18 protein-coding genes and 1 pseudogene are annotated in these 14,655 nt (G+C 71.1%); 10 read left to right on the top strand and 9 right to left on the bottom strand.

What is annotated here, in order from left to right:
• The first annotated feature begins 7 nt into the window (after nt 1–7).
• The 4 genes from ACP7BP_RS13340 to ACP7BP_RS13325 all read left to right on the top strand — a co-directional run bounded on the left by ACP7BP_RS13340 (nt 8) and on the right by ACP7BP_RS13325 (nt 3,002).
• Nucleotides 8–184, top strand: a complete 177-nt coding sequence (locus ACP7BP_RS13340) for a DUF6104 family protein (RefSeq protein WP_426245157.1) — start codon at nt 8–10, stop codon at nt 182–184.
• 282 nt (nt 185–466) lie between these two features.
• Complete coding sequence (locus tag ACP7BP_RS13335) at nt 467–1,435, top strand: helix-turn-helix domain-containing protein (RefSeq protein WP_426245155.1); 969 nt, start codon at nt 467–469, stop codon at nt 1,433–1,435.
• Entirely contained in the window at nt 1,435–2,280 is an 846-nt protein-coding gene (locus ACP7BP_RS13330) for an alpha/beta fold hydrolase (protein WP_426245153.1), read from the top strand. Before ACP7BP_RS13335 ends, ACP7BP_RS13330 begins: the two co-directional genes overlap by 1 nt.
• A 38-nt stretch (nt 2,281–2,318) precedes the next feature.
• Nucleotides 2,319–3,002 carry an HAD family hydrolase gene (locus tag ACP7BP_RS13325; RefSeq protein WP_426245151.1) on the top strand — a complete coding sequence of 228 codons (684 nt, stop codon included), beginning with the start codon at nt 2,319–2,321 and terminating at the stop codon, nt 3,000–3,002.
• An 11-nt stretch (nt 3,003–3,013) separates the two neighbouring features.
• On the opposite strand, the gene ACP7BP_RS13320 is transcribed toward ACP7BP_RS13325, so the two are convergent.
• Nucleotides 3,014–3,175 (bottom strand): DUF7218 family protein, encoded by a 162-nt coding sequence (locus ACP7BP_RS13320; RefSeq protein ID WP_426245150.1) that lies wholly within the window; start codon nt 3,173–3,175, stop codon nt 3,014–3,016.
• A gap of 251 nt (nt 3,176–3,426) precedes the next feature.
• Between ACP7BP_RS13320 and ACP7BP_RS13315 the strand changes: the two genes are divergently transcribed.
• Nucleotides 3,427–3,582 carry a hypothetical protein gene (locus ACP7BP_RS13315; protein ID WP_426245447.1) on the top strand — a complete coding sequence of 52 codons (156 nt, stop codon included), beginning with the start codon at nt 3,427–3,429 and terminating at the stop codon, nt 3,580–3,582.
• A gap of 81 nt (nt 3,583–3,663) precedes the next feature.
• On the opposite strand, the pseudogene ACP7BP_RS13310 reads toward ACP7BP_RS13315, so the two are convergent.
• A pseudogene (locus tag ACP7BP_RS13310) lies at nt 3,664–3,767 on the bottom strand (DUF6766 family protein); the annotation flags it as partial.
• Between the two features lie 56 nt (nt 3,768–3,823).
• Between ACP7BP_RS13310 and ACP7BP_RS13305 the strand changes: the two are divergent.
• The 4 genes from ACP7BP_RS13305 to ACP7BP_RS13290 all read left to right on the top strand — a co-directional run bounded on the left by ACP7BP_RS13305 (nt 3,824) and on the right by ACP7BP_RS13290 (nt 7,615).
• Nucleotides 3,824–4,018, top strand: a complete 195-nt coding sequence (locus tag ACP7BP_RS13305) for a hypothetical protein (RefSeq protein WP_426245149.1) — start codon at nt 3,824–3,826, stop codon at nt 4,016–4,018.
• A 245-nt stretch (nt 4,019–4,263) separates the two neighbouring features.
• Nucleotides 4,264–4,818, top strand: coding sequence for a hemerythrin domain-containing protein (locus tag ACP7BP_RS13300; RefSeq protein WP_426245147.1), 555 nt, complete (start codon nt 4,264–4,266; stop codon nt 4,816–4,818).
• Between the two features lie 152 nt (nt 4,819–4,970).
• On the top strand, nt 4,971–6,659 hold the full coding sequence (locus ACP7BP_RS13295; RefSeq protein WP_426245146.1) for an alpha-amylase family protein: 1,689 nt from the start codon (nt 4,971–4,973) through the stop codon (nt 6,657–6,659).
• Nucleotides 6,659–7,615, top strand: a complete 957-nt coding sequence (locus tag ACP7BP_RS13290) for a TIGR03557 family F420-dependent LLM class oxidoreductase (RefSeq protein WP_426245144.1) — start codon at nt 6,659–6,661, stop codon at nt 7,613–7,615. The genes ACP7BP_RS13295 and ACP7BP_RS13290 overlap by 1 nt, the downstream gene beginning before the upstream one ends.
• Nucleotide 7,616: 1 nt before the next feature.
• Here the strand turns inward: ACP7BP_RS13290 and ACP7BP_RS13285 are convergent, their stop codons facing one another.
• The 3 genes from ACP7BP_RS13285 to ACP7BP_RS13275 all read right to left on the bottom strand — a co-directional run bounded on the left by ACP7BP_RS13285 (nt 7,617) and on the right by ACP7BP_RS13275 (nt 10,750).
• Entirely contained in the window at nt 7,617–8,606 is a 990-nt protein-coding gene (locus ACP7BP_RS13285; protein ID WP_426245142.1) for an LLM class F420-dependent oxidoreductase, read from the bottom strand.
• 39 nt (nt 8,607–8,645) lie between these two features.
• Nucleotides 8,646–9,455 (bottom strand): sigma-70 family RNA polymerase sigma factor, encoded by an 810-nt coding sequence (locus ACP7BP_RS13280; protein ID WP_426245140.1) that lies wholly within the window; start codon nt 9,453–9,455, stop codon nt 8,646–8,648.
• Nucleotides 9,456–9,559: 104 nt separating this feature from the next.
• On the bottom strand, nt 9,560–10,750 hold the full coding sequence (locus ACP7BP_RS13275) for an alcohol dehydrogenase catalytic domain-containing protein (RefSeq protein ID WP_426245138.1): 1,191 nt from the start codon (nt 10,748–10,750) through the stop codon (nt 9,560–9,562).
• 216 nt (nt 10,751–10,966) lie between these two features.
• On the opposite strand from ACP7BP_RS13275, the gene ACP7BP_RS13270 reads away from it, so the two are divergent.
• Nucleotides 10,967–11,383 carry an ANTAR domain-containing response regulator gene (locus ACP7BP_RS13270; protein WP_426245137.1) on the top strand — a complete coding sequence of 139 codons (417 nt, stop codon included), beginning with the start codon at nt 10,967–10,969 and terminating at the stop codon, nt 11,381–11,383.
• 7 nt (nt 11,384–11,390) lie between these two features.
• Here ACP7BP_RS13270 and ACP7BP_RS13265 read toward each other — a convergent pair whose 3' ends face one another.
• From ACP7BP_RS13265 to ACP7BP_RS13250, 4 genes are all read right to left on the bottom strand, one after another.
• Complete coding sequence (locus ACP7BP_RS13265; RefSeq protein ID WP_426245135.1) at nt 11,391–12,158, bottom strand: ANTAR domain-containing protein; 768 nt, start codon at nt 12,156–12,158, stop codon at nt 11,391–11,393.
• Nucleotides 12,159–12,328: 170 nt separating this feature from the next.
• Nucleotides 12,329–12,919, bottom strand: a complete 591-nt coding sequence (locus ACP7BP_RS13260; RefSeq protein ID WP_426245133.1) for a response regulator transcription factor — start codon at nt 12,917–12,919, stop codon at nt 12,329–12,331.
• A gap of 46 nt (nt 12,920–12,965) precedes the next feature.
• Nucleotides 12,966–13,664 carry an SDR family oxidoreductase gene (locus ACP7BP_RS13255; protein ID WP_426245131.1) on the bottom strand — a complete coding sequence of 233 codons (699 nt, stop codon included), beginning with the start codon at nt 13,662–13,664 and terminating at the stop codon, nt 12,966–12,968.
• Nucleotides 13,661–14,629 (bottom strand): zinc-binding dehydrogenase, encoded by a 969-nt coding sequence (locus tag ACP7BP_RS13250; RefSeq protein WP_426245129.1) that lies wholly within the window; start codon nt 14,627–14,629, stop codon nt 13,661–13,663. Before ACP7BP_RS13250 ends, ACP7BP_RS13255 begins: the two co-directional genes overlap by 4 nt.
• Between the last annotated feature and the right edge of the window lie 26 nt (nt 14,630–14,655).

Raw genomic sequence — 14,655 nt, 5'->3', positions numbered from 1 at the left:
CTGACCCGTGTACTTCACCGACCGAGGCATCGAGGAGCTCCAGACCAGGCGGGGTGACGAGGACGTCACCCTGGCCTGGGTGGCCGACCGGCTTCAGGAGTTCACCGACACCCATCCCGAGTTCGAGACCGCCGTCGAGCGCTTCGCGACCTGGCTGGCGCGCGAGGACGATCCCGACGACTGAGGCCGCCGGGAGCGGGCGACGCCGAGCTCCCGGTGGATGCGGGCGAGGTCGGCGTCGCCCTCGGCGTCCGCCCCGAACGGGGCACGGGGCAGGCCCGCCGTACGACGGTGGTTGTGCTCGAGGAGGACGACCAGTCCGATCAGGACCAGCGCCATGGTCACGGCTGCTATCACTGCGTTGAGGTCTGCGAGAGTGTTCATGGCAGGAACTTTGCCACCGCACGTTTCCTGCCACGAGTGGCAGGAAAGACCGTGCTCGCAAAGTTTCTGCCATACTGGGGCGATGGCTCTCACCTCCGTCGCCGTCGTGCTCCCCGGTCGCCCCACTCTCTTCGAGCTCGGCGTCGTCCACGAGGTCTTCGGCATCGACCGCACCGACGATGGCGTGCCCCTGATCGACTTCCGGCTGTGCGCTGAGCGCCCCGGCGTGCCCGTCGAGATCTCGCACGGCATCACGGTCACTCCTCCCTACGGGCTGGACGCCGCCCGGGGCGCCGACCTCGTGGTCGCGCCGGCGTACGAGTACTCCGACACCCCCAGCGAGGCCGTGCTCGAGGTGTTCCGGCAGGCACACGCAGACGGTGCCTGGCTGCTCTCGGTCTGCTCGGGCGCCTTCGCGCTCGGCGAGGCCGGACTGCTCGACGGCCGGTGCAGCACCACACACTGGCGGCACAGCGACGAGCTGAAGCGACGGTTCCCGCGCACCCGGGTCGACCCCGGCGTGCTCTTCGTCGAGGACGACCGCATCCTCACCAGCGCCGGCACCGCCGCTGGGATCGACGCGTGCCTGCACCACGTGCGCTGCGAGCTCGGAGCCGCCATCGCGACCCGGATCGCGCGCCGGATGGTGGTGCCGCCCCAGCGCGACGGCGGGCAGCGGCAGTTCATCGACATGCCGGTGCCCGAGATCGCCGGCGAGACGCTCCAGCCGGTGCTCGAGTGGATGCGCGAGCACCTGGTCGAGGAGCAGCCCGTCCGCGTGCTGGCGAGTCGGGCCGCTATGTCCGAGCGCACCTTCGCGCGCCGCTTCGCCGCCGAGACCGGCACGACCCCCGCCAAGTGGCTGCTCGCGCAGCGGATCCACCACGCGCGGACGCTGCTCGAGGGCACCGACCTGCCGGTCGAGACGGTGGCCGACCGCGCGGGCTTCGGGTCGGCCGCACTGCTCCGACACCACTTCGGCGCCCGGGTCGGGGTCGCTCCCGGTGAGTACCGACGGACCTTCCGGTCCAACGAGCGGCGGGCCGGCTGATGGCGCCGCGCCTGTCGTCGTACGCCCACGACGGGCTGAGGTTCGACGTCCGCGACCAGGGGCCGGTCGACGGACCGGCCGTCGTGCTGCTCCACGGCTTCCCGCAGACCTCGACGTCCTGGGCGGGGGTGGCCCCGCACCTCCACGCCGGTGGCCTCCGCACCCTGGCCCCCGACCAGCGCGGCTACTCCCCCGGTGCGCGCCCGCGCCGACGGCGCGACTACCGCCTCGACCACCTCGTCGGGGACGTCGTCGCCCTGGCCGAGGCGGCCGGGCTGGACTCGGTCCACCTCGTCGGACACGACTGGGGTGCCGCCGTCGCCTGGTCGACCGCGGCGGCGCACCCCGACCTCGTCCGCTCCCTGACCGCCGTCTCGGTGCCGCACCCACGAGCCATGATGCGGTCCCTGCGCACTCCCCGCCAGCTCCGCAAGAGCTGGTACATGGGCGGGTTCCAGCTCCCGTGGCTGCCGGAGCGACTCCTTTCAGGCGGGTACGCCGACCGGTTCCTGCGCTCCTCCGGCATGAGCGAGGCGTCGGTGGCGCGCTACCACGAAGAGATGGTCCGCGGCGGGGCCCTGCCGCACGCGCTCGGCTGGTACCGCGCCATGCTCCTGCCCACTCCGCCCGGCCTGGGCCGACGGGTCCGGGTGCCCACCACCCACGTGTGGAGCGACCGCGACACCGCCCTCGGCAGGCACGGTGCCGAGCTGGCGGCGTCGTACGTCGAGGCCGACTACCGCTTCGAGGTCTTCGAGGGCGTCAGCCACTGGATCCCGGAGGAGGAGCCGGCCCGGCTCGCCGAGGAGATCCTCCACCGGGTGCGCTCGGCGGAGCCACGCTGAAGGGCGCATGAGTCGTGACCCGCGGGGTACCTCGGGAGATGGACACGCAGGACCAGCGGCCCGTGGACACGGTCGTCCTGGACGTCGACGGCACGCTGATCGACTCCAACTACCGGCACGTCCGGGCCTGGGCCGAGGCGTTCGCGGAGATCGGGCGGATCATCCCGGAGTGGCGCATCCACCGGGCCATCGGCATGGGTGGTGACCGGCTCGTGCCGGAGGTCGCCGGGGAGTGCACCGAGCGCGCCGCCGGCGACGAGCTCCGGGCGCGGCACGACGCCCTCTACGAGCGGGTGCTGCCCCACATCCAGCCGCTCCCGGGCGCCCATCAGCTCATCAGCACCCTCAAGGAGCGCGGTTTCCGGGTGGTCGTCGCCAGCTCGGGCACCGAGGAGCAGACCCGCTCCGCCATCGAGAAGCTCGAGGACTCGCGCCAGCTGGACGCGTGGGTGGCCGGCAGCGACGTCGAGGCCACGAAGCCGGCCCCCGAGCTCCTCAAGGTCGCGCTGGAGCGGGTCGACGGCCGGCATGCGATGGTCGTCGGCGACTCCGTGTGGGACATGCTGGCCGCCGAGGAGCTCGACTCGTACGCCGTGGGCCTGCGGTGCGGTGGCTTCTCCGACTCCGAGCTGGTCGACGCCGGTGCCGACGTCGTCTACGACGATCCGGCAGACCTGGTCGCGCACGCGTCGAACCTGCCCGTGCGCAGGCCGGTGGGCTAGCCCTTCCTCGGCTAGCTCTTCTTGGCGGCCGCCTTGCCGCCCTTGCGGCCTGCCTCCTTCTTCTGGGCGGTCGTGCCCCCCTGGCTGCTGTTGCCACCCCTGCCGCTGCTCTTGCCGCCGTGCTTGGACGCGTCCGGGGAGTTGGCGATCCTCGCCGCGCCCTGCGTGGACATGCCCTTGTCCTTCAGCGCCTCGTACTGGCCTCGTTCTTAACGTTCGCCTTCTTGCCGCCTGGCATGGCGCACCTCCCGATCTCACGGCCAGTCTCGTGGCCGATCGCGTGGCTGGTCCCTCCTCGCGGGTACCCGACCCGGGTCCGGGCCATGCAGGATTTTCGTCGCACCGGAGCGTTTGGAACGTCGCCAGCGGGATACCGGGTGAGGTCGGCGGCCCACCGCGGCGGGCTCACGCAGGACACGTCGTCTTGGGCCGTCGACGCCACGTCTGCGAGCCGGCCGAGGAGGCCATCTCGGCCGCCGATGCCTCGCGACGCGTCGAGGAGGACCCGGACCAGCAGGTGAACTTCCCCGAGCAGCCGCATCCCTCGGGCACCGACGCCTCCGGCCCGGAGGACCTCTGAACCGGCCTCAGCCCTCGATCCCCGTGCTGCTGTGGGTTCCCCGACCGGCTTGCTCTCGGGTGAGCCGCGCTCGCGCAGGTAGATGGACAGGGCCACCACGACCCGACGGCGAGGAACTCCGACTGCCAGTTCTGCAGGCTGCGGCTCCAGAAGTCGGCCGAGGCAGTCGTAGGACTGGTGGCCACGTGGACGACAGGCGGCCGCCGTGATGAGCCAACCGTGCCGGAAGTGCGAGAGGAACGTGACGTCTCCGCCGCCGCGCGCTTGGGCGACGTTCGACATCACGACCACGGAGCGCGGGCCGACGGCCGCGCTCACCTCGTCGAGCACCGCGGTCGGGCAGGGCGCCCCGCTCGACTCCTCCAGCTCGCGGCGCGTCTCCGGGGCGAGGAGCCTGCAGGCGGTCGCTCCGTCCTGCGCGTCCACCGCCTCGTAGGAGCGGGGGACGCTCGCGCCCACGTCGTCGTCGCGGGCGCCGGCACAGTCGGTCGCGGCCAGGAGGACGAACAGCACGACGACGGTGGTCGAGCGTCCTCGACGCCAGGCAGGATGCGGCCGCACGTCTCGGAGTCCCCCACCCCCGGCCGAGCTGACCCAGCACCGTGGGGGCGTGGCATGAACCAGGGCCGAGGTGGGTACCGGGGGCCCGAACTGCCGTCGCCACACCTAGGAGCCCTGTCAATGCCAGAGGACGTCGTCGACCTGATCATGCGCGACCACCGCGAGGTGGAGCGGATCTTCGAGCAGCTGCGGTCCGACCCGAGCTCCCGGCCCGGGATGACCCCGGTCCTGACCACCCTGCTCACGGCCCACAGCCGGGCCGAGGAGGCAGAGGTCTACCCCGTCGCCAAGGACGAGGCAGGCGAGTCCGAGGAAGTGGCCCACAGCCAGGAGGAGCACCTCCTGGCTGACCAGCTGCTGGCCGACCTGGCGGCGTGCGACCCCGAGCAGCCGGCGTACGACGAGAAGCTCGCCAAGCTGGTCGAGGCCGTCACCCACCACGTCAAGGAGGAGGAGTCCAGCGTGCTGCCCGGCATGCGCGACAAGCTCACCGACGAGCGTCGGATGGAGCTCGGCCAGGCGTTCCTCGACAGTCGGGCCGCCCACCTGGGTGAACAGCCCGACGACATCACCAAGCAGGAGCTGCAGCAACAGGCTGCGAACGCCGGCATCCCCGCCGGGGGTCGCAGCAAGGCACAGCTCGCCGCGGAGCTCAGCAAGCACGCGGAGGAATAGCTGCCTGCGCCTCGACGGGGGTCGGCGCAGGCGTGTTGCTGTCGCGGTTCTCGCCACTTACGCAGCTGGCGAGGCCGCGACAGCAACCCACTTCTCGGGCGGTCCGGGCGCGTTGGTTGGCGTGCGGCGGCGATCGCCGTACGGTCAGGCGGGTGAACTTCACCGACACCGCCGACCTGTGGTGGAAGAGCGCGGTCGTCTACTGCGCCGACGTCCAGACCTTCCTCGACCTCGACGGCGACGGCCAGGGCGACCTGAGGGGCATGACCCGCCGCATCGACTACCTGGCCGACCTCGGCATCACCTGCCTGTGGCTGATGCCATTCTACCCGACGGCGGATCGTGACGACGGCTACGACATCACCGACTTCTACGGCGTCGACAAGCGCGTCGGCACGCACGGCGACTTCGTCGAGCTCGTGCACACCTGCCGTTCCCGCGGCATCCGGGTGGTCATCGACTTCGTCATGAACCACACCTCCGACCGGCACCCGTGGTTCCGCGAGGCGCTGCGATCCACGGACAGCCCCCGGCGCAACTGGTACGTCTGGCGCAGCTCGGCTCCCCCCGGCACCTCGAAGCAGGTCGTCTTCCCCGACGTCGAGGACAGCATCTGGGAGCTCGACGAGAAGTCCGGCGAGTACTTCCTGCACAACTTCTACAAGACGCAGCCGGACCTGAACCTCGCCAACCCCGACGTGCGCGACGAGATCGCGCGCACCATGGGCTTCTGGCTGCAGCTCGGCGTCTCGGGGTTCCGCATCGACGCCGTGCCGTTCCTCTTCGCCGAGGACCAGCTGCCCCAGAAGGAGCGCCGGTTCCCCTCGTTCGACCCGCACGCCTACCTGCGCAGCCTGCGCACCTACGCCGGTCGCCGGGTGGGTGAGTCGGTGCTGCTCGGCGAGGTGAACCTTCCCTACGAAGGGCAGCGCGAGTTCTTCGGCGGTGGCGACGGCGACGAGCTCTCGATGCAGTTCGACTTCGTCGGCATGCAGGCGATCTACCTCTCGATGGCCCGCGGCGACGCCACCCCTCTCGTCGAGGCCCTCCGGGCGCGACCCAGCGTCGACCCGGCCAGCCAGTGGGCCAACTTCCTGCGCAACCACGACGAGCTCACCCTGGACAAGCTGAGCGCGGCCGAGCGCCAGGAGGTGTTCGAGGCCTTCGGCCCGGAGGAGGACATGCAGCTGTTCGGTCGCGGCCTGCGACGCCGGCTACCCACCATGCTCGGGGGCGACATGCGGCGCATCAAGATGGCGTACTCCCTCATGTTCTCCCTGCCCGGCACCCCCGTGCTCTTCTACGGCGAGGAGATCGGGATGGGTGAGAACCTCGACGTGCCTGGCCGGATGTCGGTGCGCACGCCGATGCAGTGGAGAGCGGCCGACAACGGGGGGTTCTCCCCCGCCACGACGCGCCGGTTGCCACGGCCGGTGCCTACCGGCGTGTGGGGCCCCGAGCACGTCAACGTCGCCGACCAGCGCAGCGACCCCGACTCGCTGTGGTCCTTCATGCAACGTCTCATCTCGCGCTACCGCCAGTCCTCCGAGATCGGCTGGTCCGGGGTCGAGATCCTCGACCACGACCACTCCTCGGTGCTCGCGCACGTGTGCCGGTACGACGAGTGGACGCTGCTAGCCGTCCACAACCTCGGAGCAGAGCCGGTGGAGGTCGAGCTGACGGTGCCGGACCTCGAACCCGGTTCGTGGTTCGTCGACCTGCTGGTCCCGGCGCAGGAGCGACTGGAGCCCGGCCCCAGAGAGCGCCTGGCGCTGACGCTGTCGGCCTACGACCACCGCTGGCTGCGCGTCGTACGCCCCGACGACCGGAGGATCAGCTGATGCCGACCGAGATCGCCTGGCACGCCTCGCACGAGGAGCTGCCACCAGACCGGCTGCTCGAGCTCGCGGTCCGCGCCGAGCAGGCGGGATTCGACGGGGTGCACTCCTCGGACCACCTGGCGCCGTGGTTCCCGGACGGGGAGTCGGGCCACGCCTGGAGCTGGCTGGGCGCGGCGATGGCCCGCACCCACGTGCCGTTCGGCGTCGTGACGGCGCCCGGACAGCGCTACCACCCGGTCGTCCATGCGCAGGCGATCGCCACCCTCGCCCGACTGTTCCCCGGTCGGCTGACTGTCTCCCTGGGCTCGGGTGAGGCGACCAACGAGCACGTCACCGGCGACCCCTGGCCCGAGAAGCCGGCGCGCAACGCGCGGCTTGCCACCTGCGCCGGACTCTTCCGCGACCTGCTGGCCGGCGAGACGGTCGACTGCGACGATCCCGTGGTGCACCGGGGCCGTCTCTACTCCCTTCCCGATCAGCCGCCGCGGCTCTTCGCCGCGGCCATGACGCCCGAGACGGCAGCGGAGGTCGCAGGCTGGGCCGACGGGCTGATCACCGTGGGCAGCGATCCCGACGCCGTACGCCGCGTGGTCGACGCGTTCCGTGAGCACGGAGGCGACTCGCTGCCGGTCCACCTGCAGGTGCACGTCGCCTGGGCGGCCGACGACGAGGCGGCGCAGCGGCTCGCGGTCATGCGCTGGCCCGTCAACGCGCTCCCGCCCGCGCAGACCCAGGACCTCGAGACGCCCGAGGAGGTGGCGCGGGCGGTCGCCGGCGTCGACCCGGCCACGATCCTCTCGACCATGGTCGCGTCGGCAGACCTGGACCGACACGTCACCCGCCTCGCCGAGCTCTGCGAGATCGGCCTCGAGCGACTCGTGGTCCACCAGGTCGGGCCCGACCAGGCGGAGTTCATCGACGTGTTCGCCCAGCACGTGCTGCCGCGGCTGCGCTGACTCAGCCGGCCGCCGCCCTCAGCTTCTCCAGCAGCGGCCCCGCCGCCGTCCGCAGGAACTCGTCGACGGAGTCTCCCCCGACCTGCACGAGCGCGATGTCGGTGAAGCCCGCCTCCCAGTAGGGCCTGACCTTGTCGACGATCGCGTCGAGGTCGGGCCCGCAGGGGATCTGGGCGGAGACGTCCTCGGGACGCACGAACTGGGTCGCCGCCGCGAAGCCGGCGGTCGTCGGGAGGTCGGCGTTGACCGCCCAGCCACCGGCGAACCAGCGGAACTGGTCGTGCGCGCGACGTACGGCCCGCTCCTCCTGCGGGTCCCAGCAGATCGGGATCTGCCCGATCGCCCGGGCACCGCCCGCCCCGATCGTCCGCGCACCGTCGGTCGCGTTCCAGGTCTCGATGAGCTCGGGCTCGGGCTCGACCGCGACCAGGTGGTCGGCCACGGGCGCGAACCGCTCGACCGACTTCTCCCCCGACACCGCCACCCCGATGGGCGTGGGCTCGTCGGGCAGGTCCCACACCCGCGCGGAGTCCACCCTGAAGTAGGTGCCGTCGTGCGTCACCAGCTCACCGGTGAACAGCCGCTGGATGATCTCCACCGCCTCGGCGAGCATGTCCTGGCGGACATCGACGGCCGGCCAGCCATCCCCGACGACGTGCTCGTTGAGGTTCTCGCCGCTGCCCAGCCCGAGCATGAACCGCCCGTCGGCGAGGAGGTTCAGCGTCGACGCCTTCTGGGCGACCACCGCCGGGTGGTAGCGCATGGTCGGGCAGGTGACGTACGTCGCCAGGTCGACGCGCTCGGTCGCGTGCGCGACCGCACCGAGGACCGTCCAGGCGTACGGCGCATGGCCCTGCGCGCTGAGCCACGGGAAGTAGTGGTCGCTCGTGACCTCGAAGTCGAAGCCCACCTCCTCGGCCGCGACGGCGTGCCGGAGCAGGTCCTTGGGCCCCGACTGCTCGGTCATCAGGGTGTAGCCGAACCGGGTCACGGCTCGACCCGGCCGGGCCCCTCGACGAGCGACAGCACCTCAGCCGGCCTGCAGCACGTCGGTTCCGAGCTGCTCCCGCAGCCGCAGCAGGATGCGGCTCAGCCAGCGTGACACCTGCATCTGGGCGACGCCGTACTCGTCACCGATCTGCTGCTGGGTGCGGTCCTCGACGAAGCGCAGGTAGAGGATCCGGCGCTCGTCGTCGGTCAGCCGCCGCAGGAGCGGGGCCAGCGTGAGACGGGCCTCGGCCGCCTCCAGGTCACGCTCGGGCTCGGTGATGGCGTCGCCGATGGTCGTGCCGTCGGTGTCGGCCACGGGCTGGTCGATCGACGGCGGCTGGAAGCAGCCGAACGCCATCACGGCCTGGGCGTACTCCTCGTAGGTGATGTCGAGGTCGGCCATGATCTCGGCCTCGCTCGGCTCACGACCGAGCTCGCCGCAGAGGCGGTCGATGCACTGGTTGACGCGCCACTGCAGCTCCTGGATGCGCCGCGGCGGACGCACCGTCCAGCTCATGTCGCGGAAGTAGCGCTGCACCTCGCCGCGGATCGTCGGCACCGCGTAGGTCAAGAAGTCCTTGCCGAGGTCGGACCGGAAGTTGAGCACGGCCTTCACGAGGCCGTGGAAGGCCGCCTGTTGCAGGTCCTCCTCATCCACCCCGCGGCCTCGGTAGCGGGCGGCCACGGCGGTCGCGACACGCATGTTGAGACGCACGAGCTGGTCGACCAGCTCGCCCTTCTCCTCGGACGTCGGGTCGGCGTGCAGACGCGCGAAGAGCTCGCTGGTGCGAGAGGATCGTTCTGCACGCGTCGGGCTGGAGGTACGGGATGGCTCGAACAGCATCGTCATCTGGATCAGCTCCACTTGTAGTGAAGGGATCCCCGTGCCGGCTGCCTGACGTGGGGCGCAGACGACGTTACATCATCATCGCTGTGTTGCAACCCCCAGCGAGGTCAGGCCGCAACAGGCGTGAAGACGACCTTGATCATCCCGTCCTGCTTGTCGCGGAACTTCGCGTACGCCGACGGCGCGTCGTCGAGCGGCAGCCGATGGGTGGCGAAGGACTCGGTGCCGAGCGGGTCCGCGTCGTCGACGAGCAGCGGCAGGATGTCGTCGGTCCAGGCCCGCACGTTGGCCTGTCCCATCCGCAGCTGGACCTGCTTGTCGAACAGCTTGAGCATCGGCATCGGGTCGGCCGCGCCGCCGTAGACGCCCAGCAGCGAGACGGTGCCTCCACGGCGTACGCACTCGATCGAGGCGTGCAGTGCGGCCAGCCGGTCGAACCCCGCCTTCTTCATCAGCGGTCGCATCAGCGCGTCGGGAAGGAGGCCCATCATCTTGATGGCCCCCGCGGCCACCGGGTTGCCGTGGGCCTCCATGCCCACCGCGTCGATGACCGAGTCGGCCCCGCGCCCCGACGTGCGGTCACGCACCTCCGTCGCGAGGTCGTCGACCGCGTCGAGGTCGATGGTGTCCGCGCCGAGCGCGCCCACCCGCGCCAGCCGTTCGGGGACCCGGTCGACCACGATCACCCGGTGTCCTCGGTGCAGCGCGATCCGCGTCGACATGTCTCCGATGGGTCCGGCACCCATGACGAGCAGGGTTCCACCCTCGGGGACGTCGGCGTACTCGACGCCCTGCCACGCGGTCGGGAGGACGTCGGACAGGAACACGAAGCGGTCGTCCGGCGGGCCGTCGGGCACCTTGACGGGCAGGAAGTCGGCGAAGGGCACTCGTAGGAACTCCGCCTGCCCACCCGGCACGGACCCGTAGAGCTGGCTGTAGCCGAACAGGCTGGCCCCGGTGCCGTGCTGGCGGTTCTGGGTGGTCTCGCACTGGCTGTGCAGTCCGCGTTCGCACATCCAGCACGATCCGCACGCGACGTTGAACGGTACGACGACCCGGTCGCCGACCGACAGGCCGGTGACCTCGCCTCCCACCTCCTCGACGACGCCCATCGGCTCGTGGCCCACGATGTCGCCGGGGGTCATGAAGGGAGCCAGCGGCTCGTACAGGTGCAGGTCGGAACCGCACAGTCCGGTCGTCGTCACCCGGATCACCGCGTCGGTCGGGTCGACGAGCGCGGCGTCGGGCACCTCCTCGACGCGGATGTCCTTCGGACCCTGCCAGGTGACCGCCTTCATGCCAGCACTCCTCGTCTCTCGGGTGTCTCGTGGTGCGCGTGGTGCGTTGTGCAGCACCGGTACCCGACGGTCAGGTGGTCATGCGACAGGGTCCGCGGAGCAGCGACCGGTACGTCCGTCGGCGCGCATCCTCATGTACTCTTCGTACCCGGTTGGGACATCAGCCGGCGGCACAACGTCCGCACCCCGGTTTCTGTGCCTAGGAATCGCACCCGGATGACTGACCTCGAAGATGTCGGCTCCACTGAGCCGTCACCCCCACCCGCCGGCGGGTCGCGCAGCCGACTCCACATGTGGCATGCCCCCGTCCCAGAAGACGACGAGGACGATGGCCCGACGGTCGCTGCGTTGCGGCGCGAGAACCAGGACCTCCGCGACGCCCTGGCCAGCCAGCCGGTGATCGACCAGGCCAAGGGCGCCCTGATGCTGCGCTACTGCGTGGACGCGGACAGCGCCTTCGGGCTCCTGGTGAGGTGGTCGCAGAACACCAACATCAAGGTCAGGGACATCGCCGAAACGCTGGTGCGGTCGATGAGCGGCGGCCGGGCCGGCGCCCACGACGGCGCCCTCGCGCGCGAACTGGACCACGTCCTGGGACGTGGGTCCTGCGACGGCGACGAGGCCCCGGACTGAAGCCAGGTCAGCGGGCCGTGTCGCCGCTACGGCGGAACGGCACCGGCTTGGTCGGTGCCATGCCGGTGTGCCTCTCGATCAGCTCGCGGGCCACGTCGCGCAGGCGCTTGTTGTGGTTCTGCGAGTGCTGCCGCAGCAGGGCGAAGGCGTTCTCGGCGCTGCACCTCTGCTGCGCCATCAGGATGCCCAGCGCCTGGTCGATCACCGAGCGCGACTGAAGGGCGTCCTCGAGCTGGCTCGCGTGCTGGTCCTTCTCGATCTGGCGCACCGTGAGCGTGAGGGCCGTGGACGCCTGCGCCGCGAACACCTGCGCGCGCTGGAACTCCTCCTCGTTGAAGGAGTCGGGACGGTCGAAGCCGTAGATGTTGAGGGCTCCGCGACGCTCGCCATGGATCCCGAGAGGCATGGCCAGGATGCTGCGGACACCGTGGCCGCGGGCGCTCTCGACGAAGACCGGCCAGCGCGTCTCGTGGTCCAGGTCGGGGATCTGCTGGTGCTCCCCGGTGCGCATGGCCGTCAGGCACGGCCCGTCGCCGGCGCCGTACTGCTCCTCGTCGATCAGCGAGGCGCGCTCGTCACTGGTCGCGGCCGTCACCACCCGGCCGTCGTAGTGCGTCGTGATGCCGCAGGACGCGGGAGGCTCGACCAGCTGGGCGGCGAGCCTGGTCACCTCCTCGAGGAAGGTCTGCACCTCCACGGTGCTGAGCGCCAGCGAGTGGAGCGATCCGAGGAGCTCAGGGAACTCGTAGTCGGAACCGGATTCAGTGGGGGTCATCGCCGTGCTCCGTCTCCAGCCCGCACGAGTGTCATGTGACTCTGGTCGGCACAACCCTGGCCGTCGTGGTGACGGTGCATCCGACTGCCTCCATCATCGCACAGGGTTGGGACGAGGGCCGGACCCGCGGGGGCTGCATTTTGAACCCCCGCAGGTGCCCGGGACCTCCCTCAACGCGGCTCCAGACCGTGCTCGGTGACCCAGCGCACGGCCTGGGTGCGCCTCTCCACACCCATCTTCCGGTACGCGGAGCGGATGTAGGTTCGCACGGTGTTGACCGAGACGTAGCTGCGCTCGGCGATCTCCTGGTTGCTGAGGCCGTCGGCGACGAGCAGGATCACCTCGAGCTCGCGGGCACTGAGCGAGTGCTCGTGCGTGGGCCGGCCTGCCGCGTCGGCACACGGGTCGGGGCTGACCACCACCGACCCACCCGCCACCTTCTCGAGGGCGGTGACGAGGTCGGCCGCGTCGAGGCTCTTCGAGAGGCAGCCCTGGACGCCCGCGGCGAGGCTCTCGTTGGCCTGCCTGGCGGAGAACTCCCAGGTGTACAGCACCACCGGCACGCGGGATGCCTCGACCACCTGCCGCAACGGAGCGGCCGTGGAGAGCCGGGCGTCGTACAGCACCATGTCGAAGTCGGGACCGACAGCGTCACCACAGCGCAGGGATGCCACGACCACCCGGTCGGCGTACGGCTCGAGCAGGGTCCGGAGTCCGGAGACGACGACCGGGAAGTCATCGACGATGGCGACACGAAGCATGCCGTGCAGTACCCAGAGCAGGCGGCAATCATGCAGGCCAGGCCACCTACCCCCTGGATGGCGGCATGGCTGGGCGCACCGTCACCTCGGGGATCGTGGCGTCGGCGGGCAGGTCGAGGACGTGCAGGATCGTCTCGGCGACCGTGTCGGCCCGCAGCCAGTCGGCCGGGTCGTAGACCCGGCCCTCCTGCTCGTGCACCTTCTCCTGCATCGGCGTGGCGGTCCGGCTGGGGAACACCGTGGTGACGCGCACGCCATGGGCGATCTCCTCACCCCGCAGGGCATCGGCGAAGGCACGCAGCCCGAACTTGGACGCGGCGTATGCCGACCAGCTCGGGCTGGCCGCCAGGCCCGCTGAGGAGTTCACGAATACGAACGTGCCCCGCGCACGGCGTACGGCGGACAGCGCGGCCCGGCTCAGCAGCGCCGGCGCGACGAGGTTGACGTCGAGGTGCTCGCGCAGCTGTGCCAGCTCGAGGTCGGCGACCGGGGCCAGGTCGACCACGCCTGCGACGTGCAGCACCGAGTCGAGGCGGTCGGGCAGTCCGGTCAGGCCGTCGACGGCGGTCGGGTCGGCCAGGTCGGCGACCAGCACGGTCGCACCGGGATGGCGCCGGCTGAGCTCGTCGGCACGGGTCTCGCTGCGGGCCAGCAGGCACAGCGAGTCGCCCCGCTCCTGGAGGCGGTCGGCGACGGCGGCACCGATGCCCGAGCCGGCGCCGGTGACCAGGTGGGTCCTGTTCATCGGGTGAAGACGACCTTGCCGAAGATGTCACCCTCGGCCATGGCCGCGAACCCGTCGCGGGCCTGCTCCATCGGCAGGATCCGGTCGATGAGCGGTCGGGCTCCGCTCGCGGCGAGCAGGTTCATCAGCGACCCGAGCTCGGAGCGGGTGCCCATCGTGGAGCCGATGACGCTGAGCTGGAGGAAGAAGATCCGGGTCAGCTCGGCGTTCTCGACGTCAGGGCCCGACGTCGTACCGGAGATGACGATGCGACCGCCGGGTCGCAGGGCCCGCACCGAATGGCCCCAGGTGGCCCTGCCGACGGTCTCCATGACGGCGTCCACCTTGACCGGGAGCCGCGCACCGGACTCGAACACCTCGTGGGCGCCGAGCTCCAGCGCCCGTCGGCGCTTGCCGTCGTCGCGGCTGGTCGCGAGCACCGTCAGCCCACCTGCGCGGGCCAGGGTGATCAGCGCCGTCGCCACACCCCCGCCGGCACCCTGCACGAGGACGGTGTCTCCGGGCCTGAGGTCGCCCTGCACGAAGAGCATCCGGTAGGCGGTCAGCCAGGCCGTGGGCAGGCAGGCGGCCTCCTCGAACGACAGCGCCGCCGGCTTGGGCACGAGGTTCGCCTTGGGTACGACGACCTTGTCGGCGAGCGTGCCCTGGTAGCGCTCGGAGAGCAGGGACCGGCGCGGGTCGAGCGTCTCGTCGCCGGTCCAGAGCGGGTCGCTGATGACGGCGTGCACGACGACCTCGTTGCCCTCGGGGTCGAGGCCGGCCGCGTCGCAGCCGAGGATCATCGGCAGCGCCTCCTGCTTGAGGCCGACGCCCCGCAGGGACCACAGGTCGTGGTGGTTGAGCGACGCGGCCTTCACCTCGACCGTCGTCCAGCCGTCAGGCACCTCCGGCTCGGGGCGCTCCCCCACCACGAGGGCGGCGAGCGGGTCGTCGGGCGAGAAGGACTCTGCATACACGGCGAACATGTGCCGACCCTAGCCGGGCACGACGG

Origin of the sequence: Nocardioides sp. LHG3406-4 (genome assembly GCF_049897745.1) — a bacterium.
Lineage (GTDB): Bacteria > Actinomycetota > Actinomycetes > Propionibacteriales > Nocardioidaceae > Nocardioides.
This window is presented reverse-complemented; position numbering and strand designations above follow the sequence as displayed.

What these genes read in the sequence shown, in the direction of transcription:
- ACP7BP_RS13335 (WP_426245155.1), top strand. Translation starts at nt 467, where the DNA reads ATGGCTCTCACCTCCGTCGCCGTCGTGCTCCCCGGTCGCCCCACTCTC.
- ACP7BP_RS13330 (WP_426245153.1), top strand. Translation starts at nt 1,435, where the DNA reads ATGGCGCCGCGCCTGTCGTCGTACGCCCACGACGGGCTGAGGTTCGAC.
- ACP7BP_RS13325 (WP_426245151.1), top strand. Translation starts at nt 2,319, where the DNA reads ATGGACACGCAGGACCAGCGGCCCGTGGACACGGTCGTCCTGGACGTC.
- ACP7BP_RS13320 (WP_426245150.1), bottom strand. Translation starts at nt 3,175, where the DNA reads ATGTCCACGCAGGGCGCGGCGAGGATCGCCAACTCCCCGGACGCGTCC.
- ACP7BP_RS13300 (WP_426245147.1), top strand. Translation starts at nt 4,264, where the DNA reads ATGCCAGAGGACGTCGTCGACCTGATCATGCGCGACCACCGCGAGGTG.
- ACP7BP_RS13290 (WP_426245144.1), top strand. Translation starts at nt 6,659, where the DNA reads ATGCCGACCGAGATCGCCTGGCACGCCTCGCACGAGGAGCTGCCACCA.
- ACP7BP_RS13280 (WP_426245140.1), bottom strand. Translation starts at nt 9,455, where the DNA reads ATGACGATGCTGTTCGAGCCATCCCGTACCTCCAGCCCGACGCGTGCA.
- ACP7BP_RS13275 (WP_426245138.1), bottom strand. Translation starts at nt 10,750, where the DNA reads ATGAAGGCGGTCACCTGGCAGGGTCCGAAGGACATCCGCGTCGAGGAG.
- ACP7BP_RS13270 (WP_426245137.1), top strand. Translation starts at nt 10,967, where the DNA reads ATGACTGACCTCGAAGATGTCGGCTCCACTGAGCCGTCACCCCCACCC.
- ACP7BP_RS13265 (WP_426245135.1), bottom strand. Translation starts at nt 12,158, where the DNA reads ATGACCCCCACTGAATCCGGTTCCGACTACGAGTTCCCTGAGCTCCTC.
- ACP7BP_RS13260 (WP_426245133.1), bottom strand. Translation starts at nt 12,919, where the DNA reads ATGCTTCGTGTCGCCATCGTCGATGACTTCCCGGTCGTCGTCTCCGGA.
- ACP7BP_RS13255 (WP_426245131.1), bottom strand. Translation starts at nt 13,664, where the DNA reads ATGAACAGGACCCACCTGGTCACCGGCGCCGGCTCGGGCATCGGTGCC.
- ACP7BP_RS13250 (WP_426245129.1), bottom strand. Translation starts at nt 14,629, where the DNA reads ATGTTCGCCGTGTATGCAGAGTCCTTCTCGCCCGACGACCCGCTCGCC.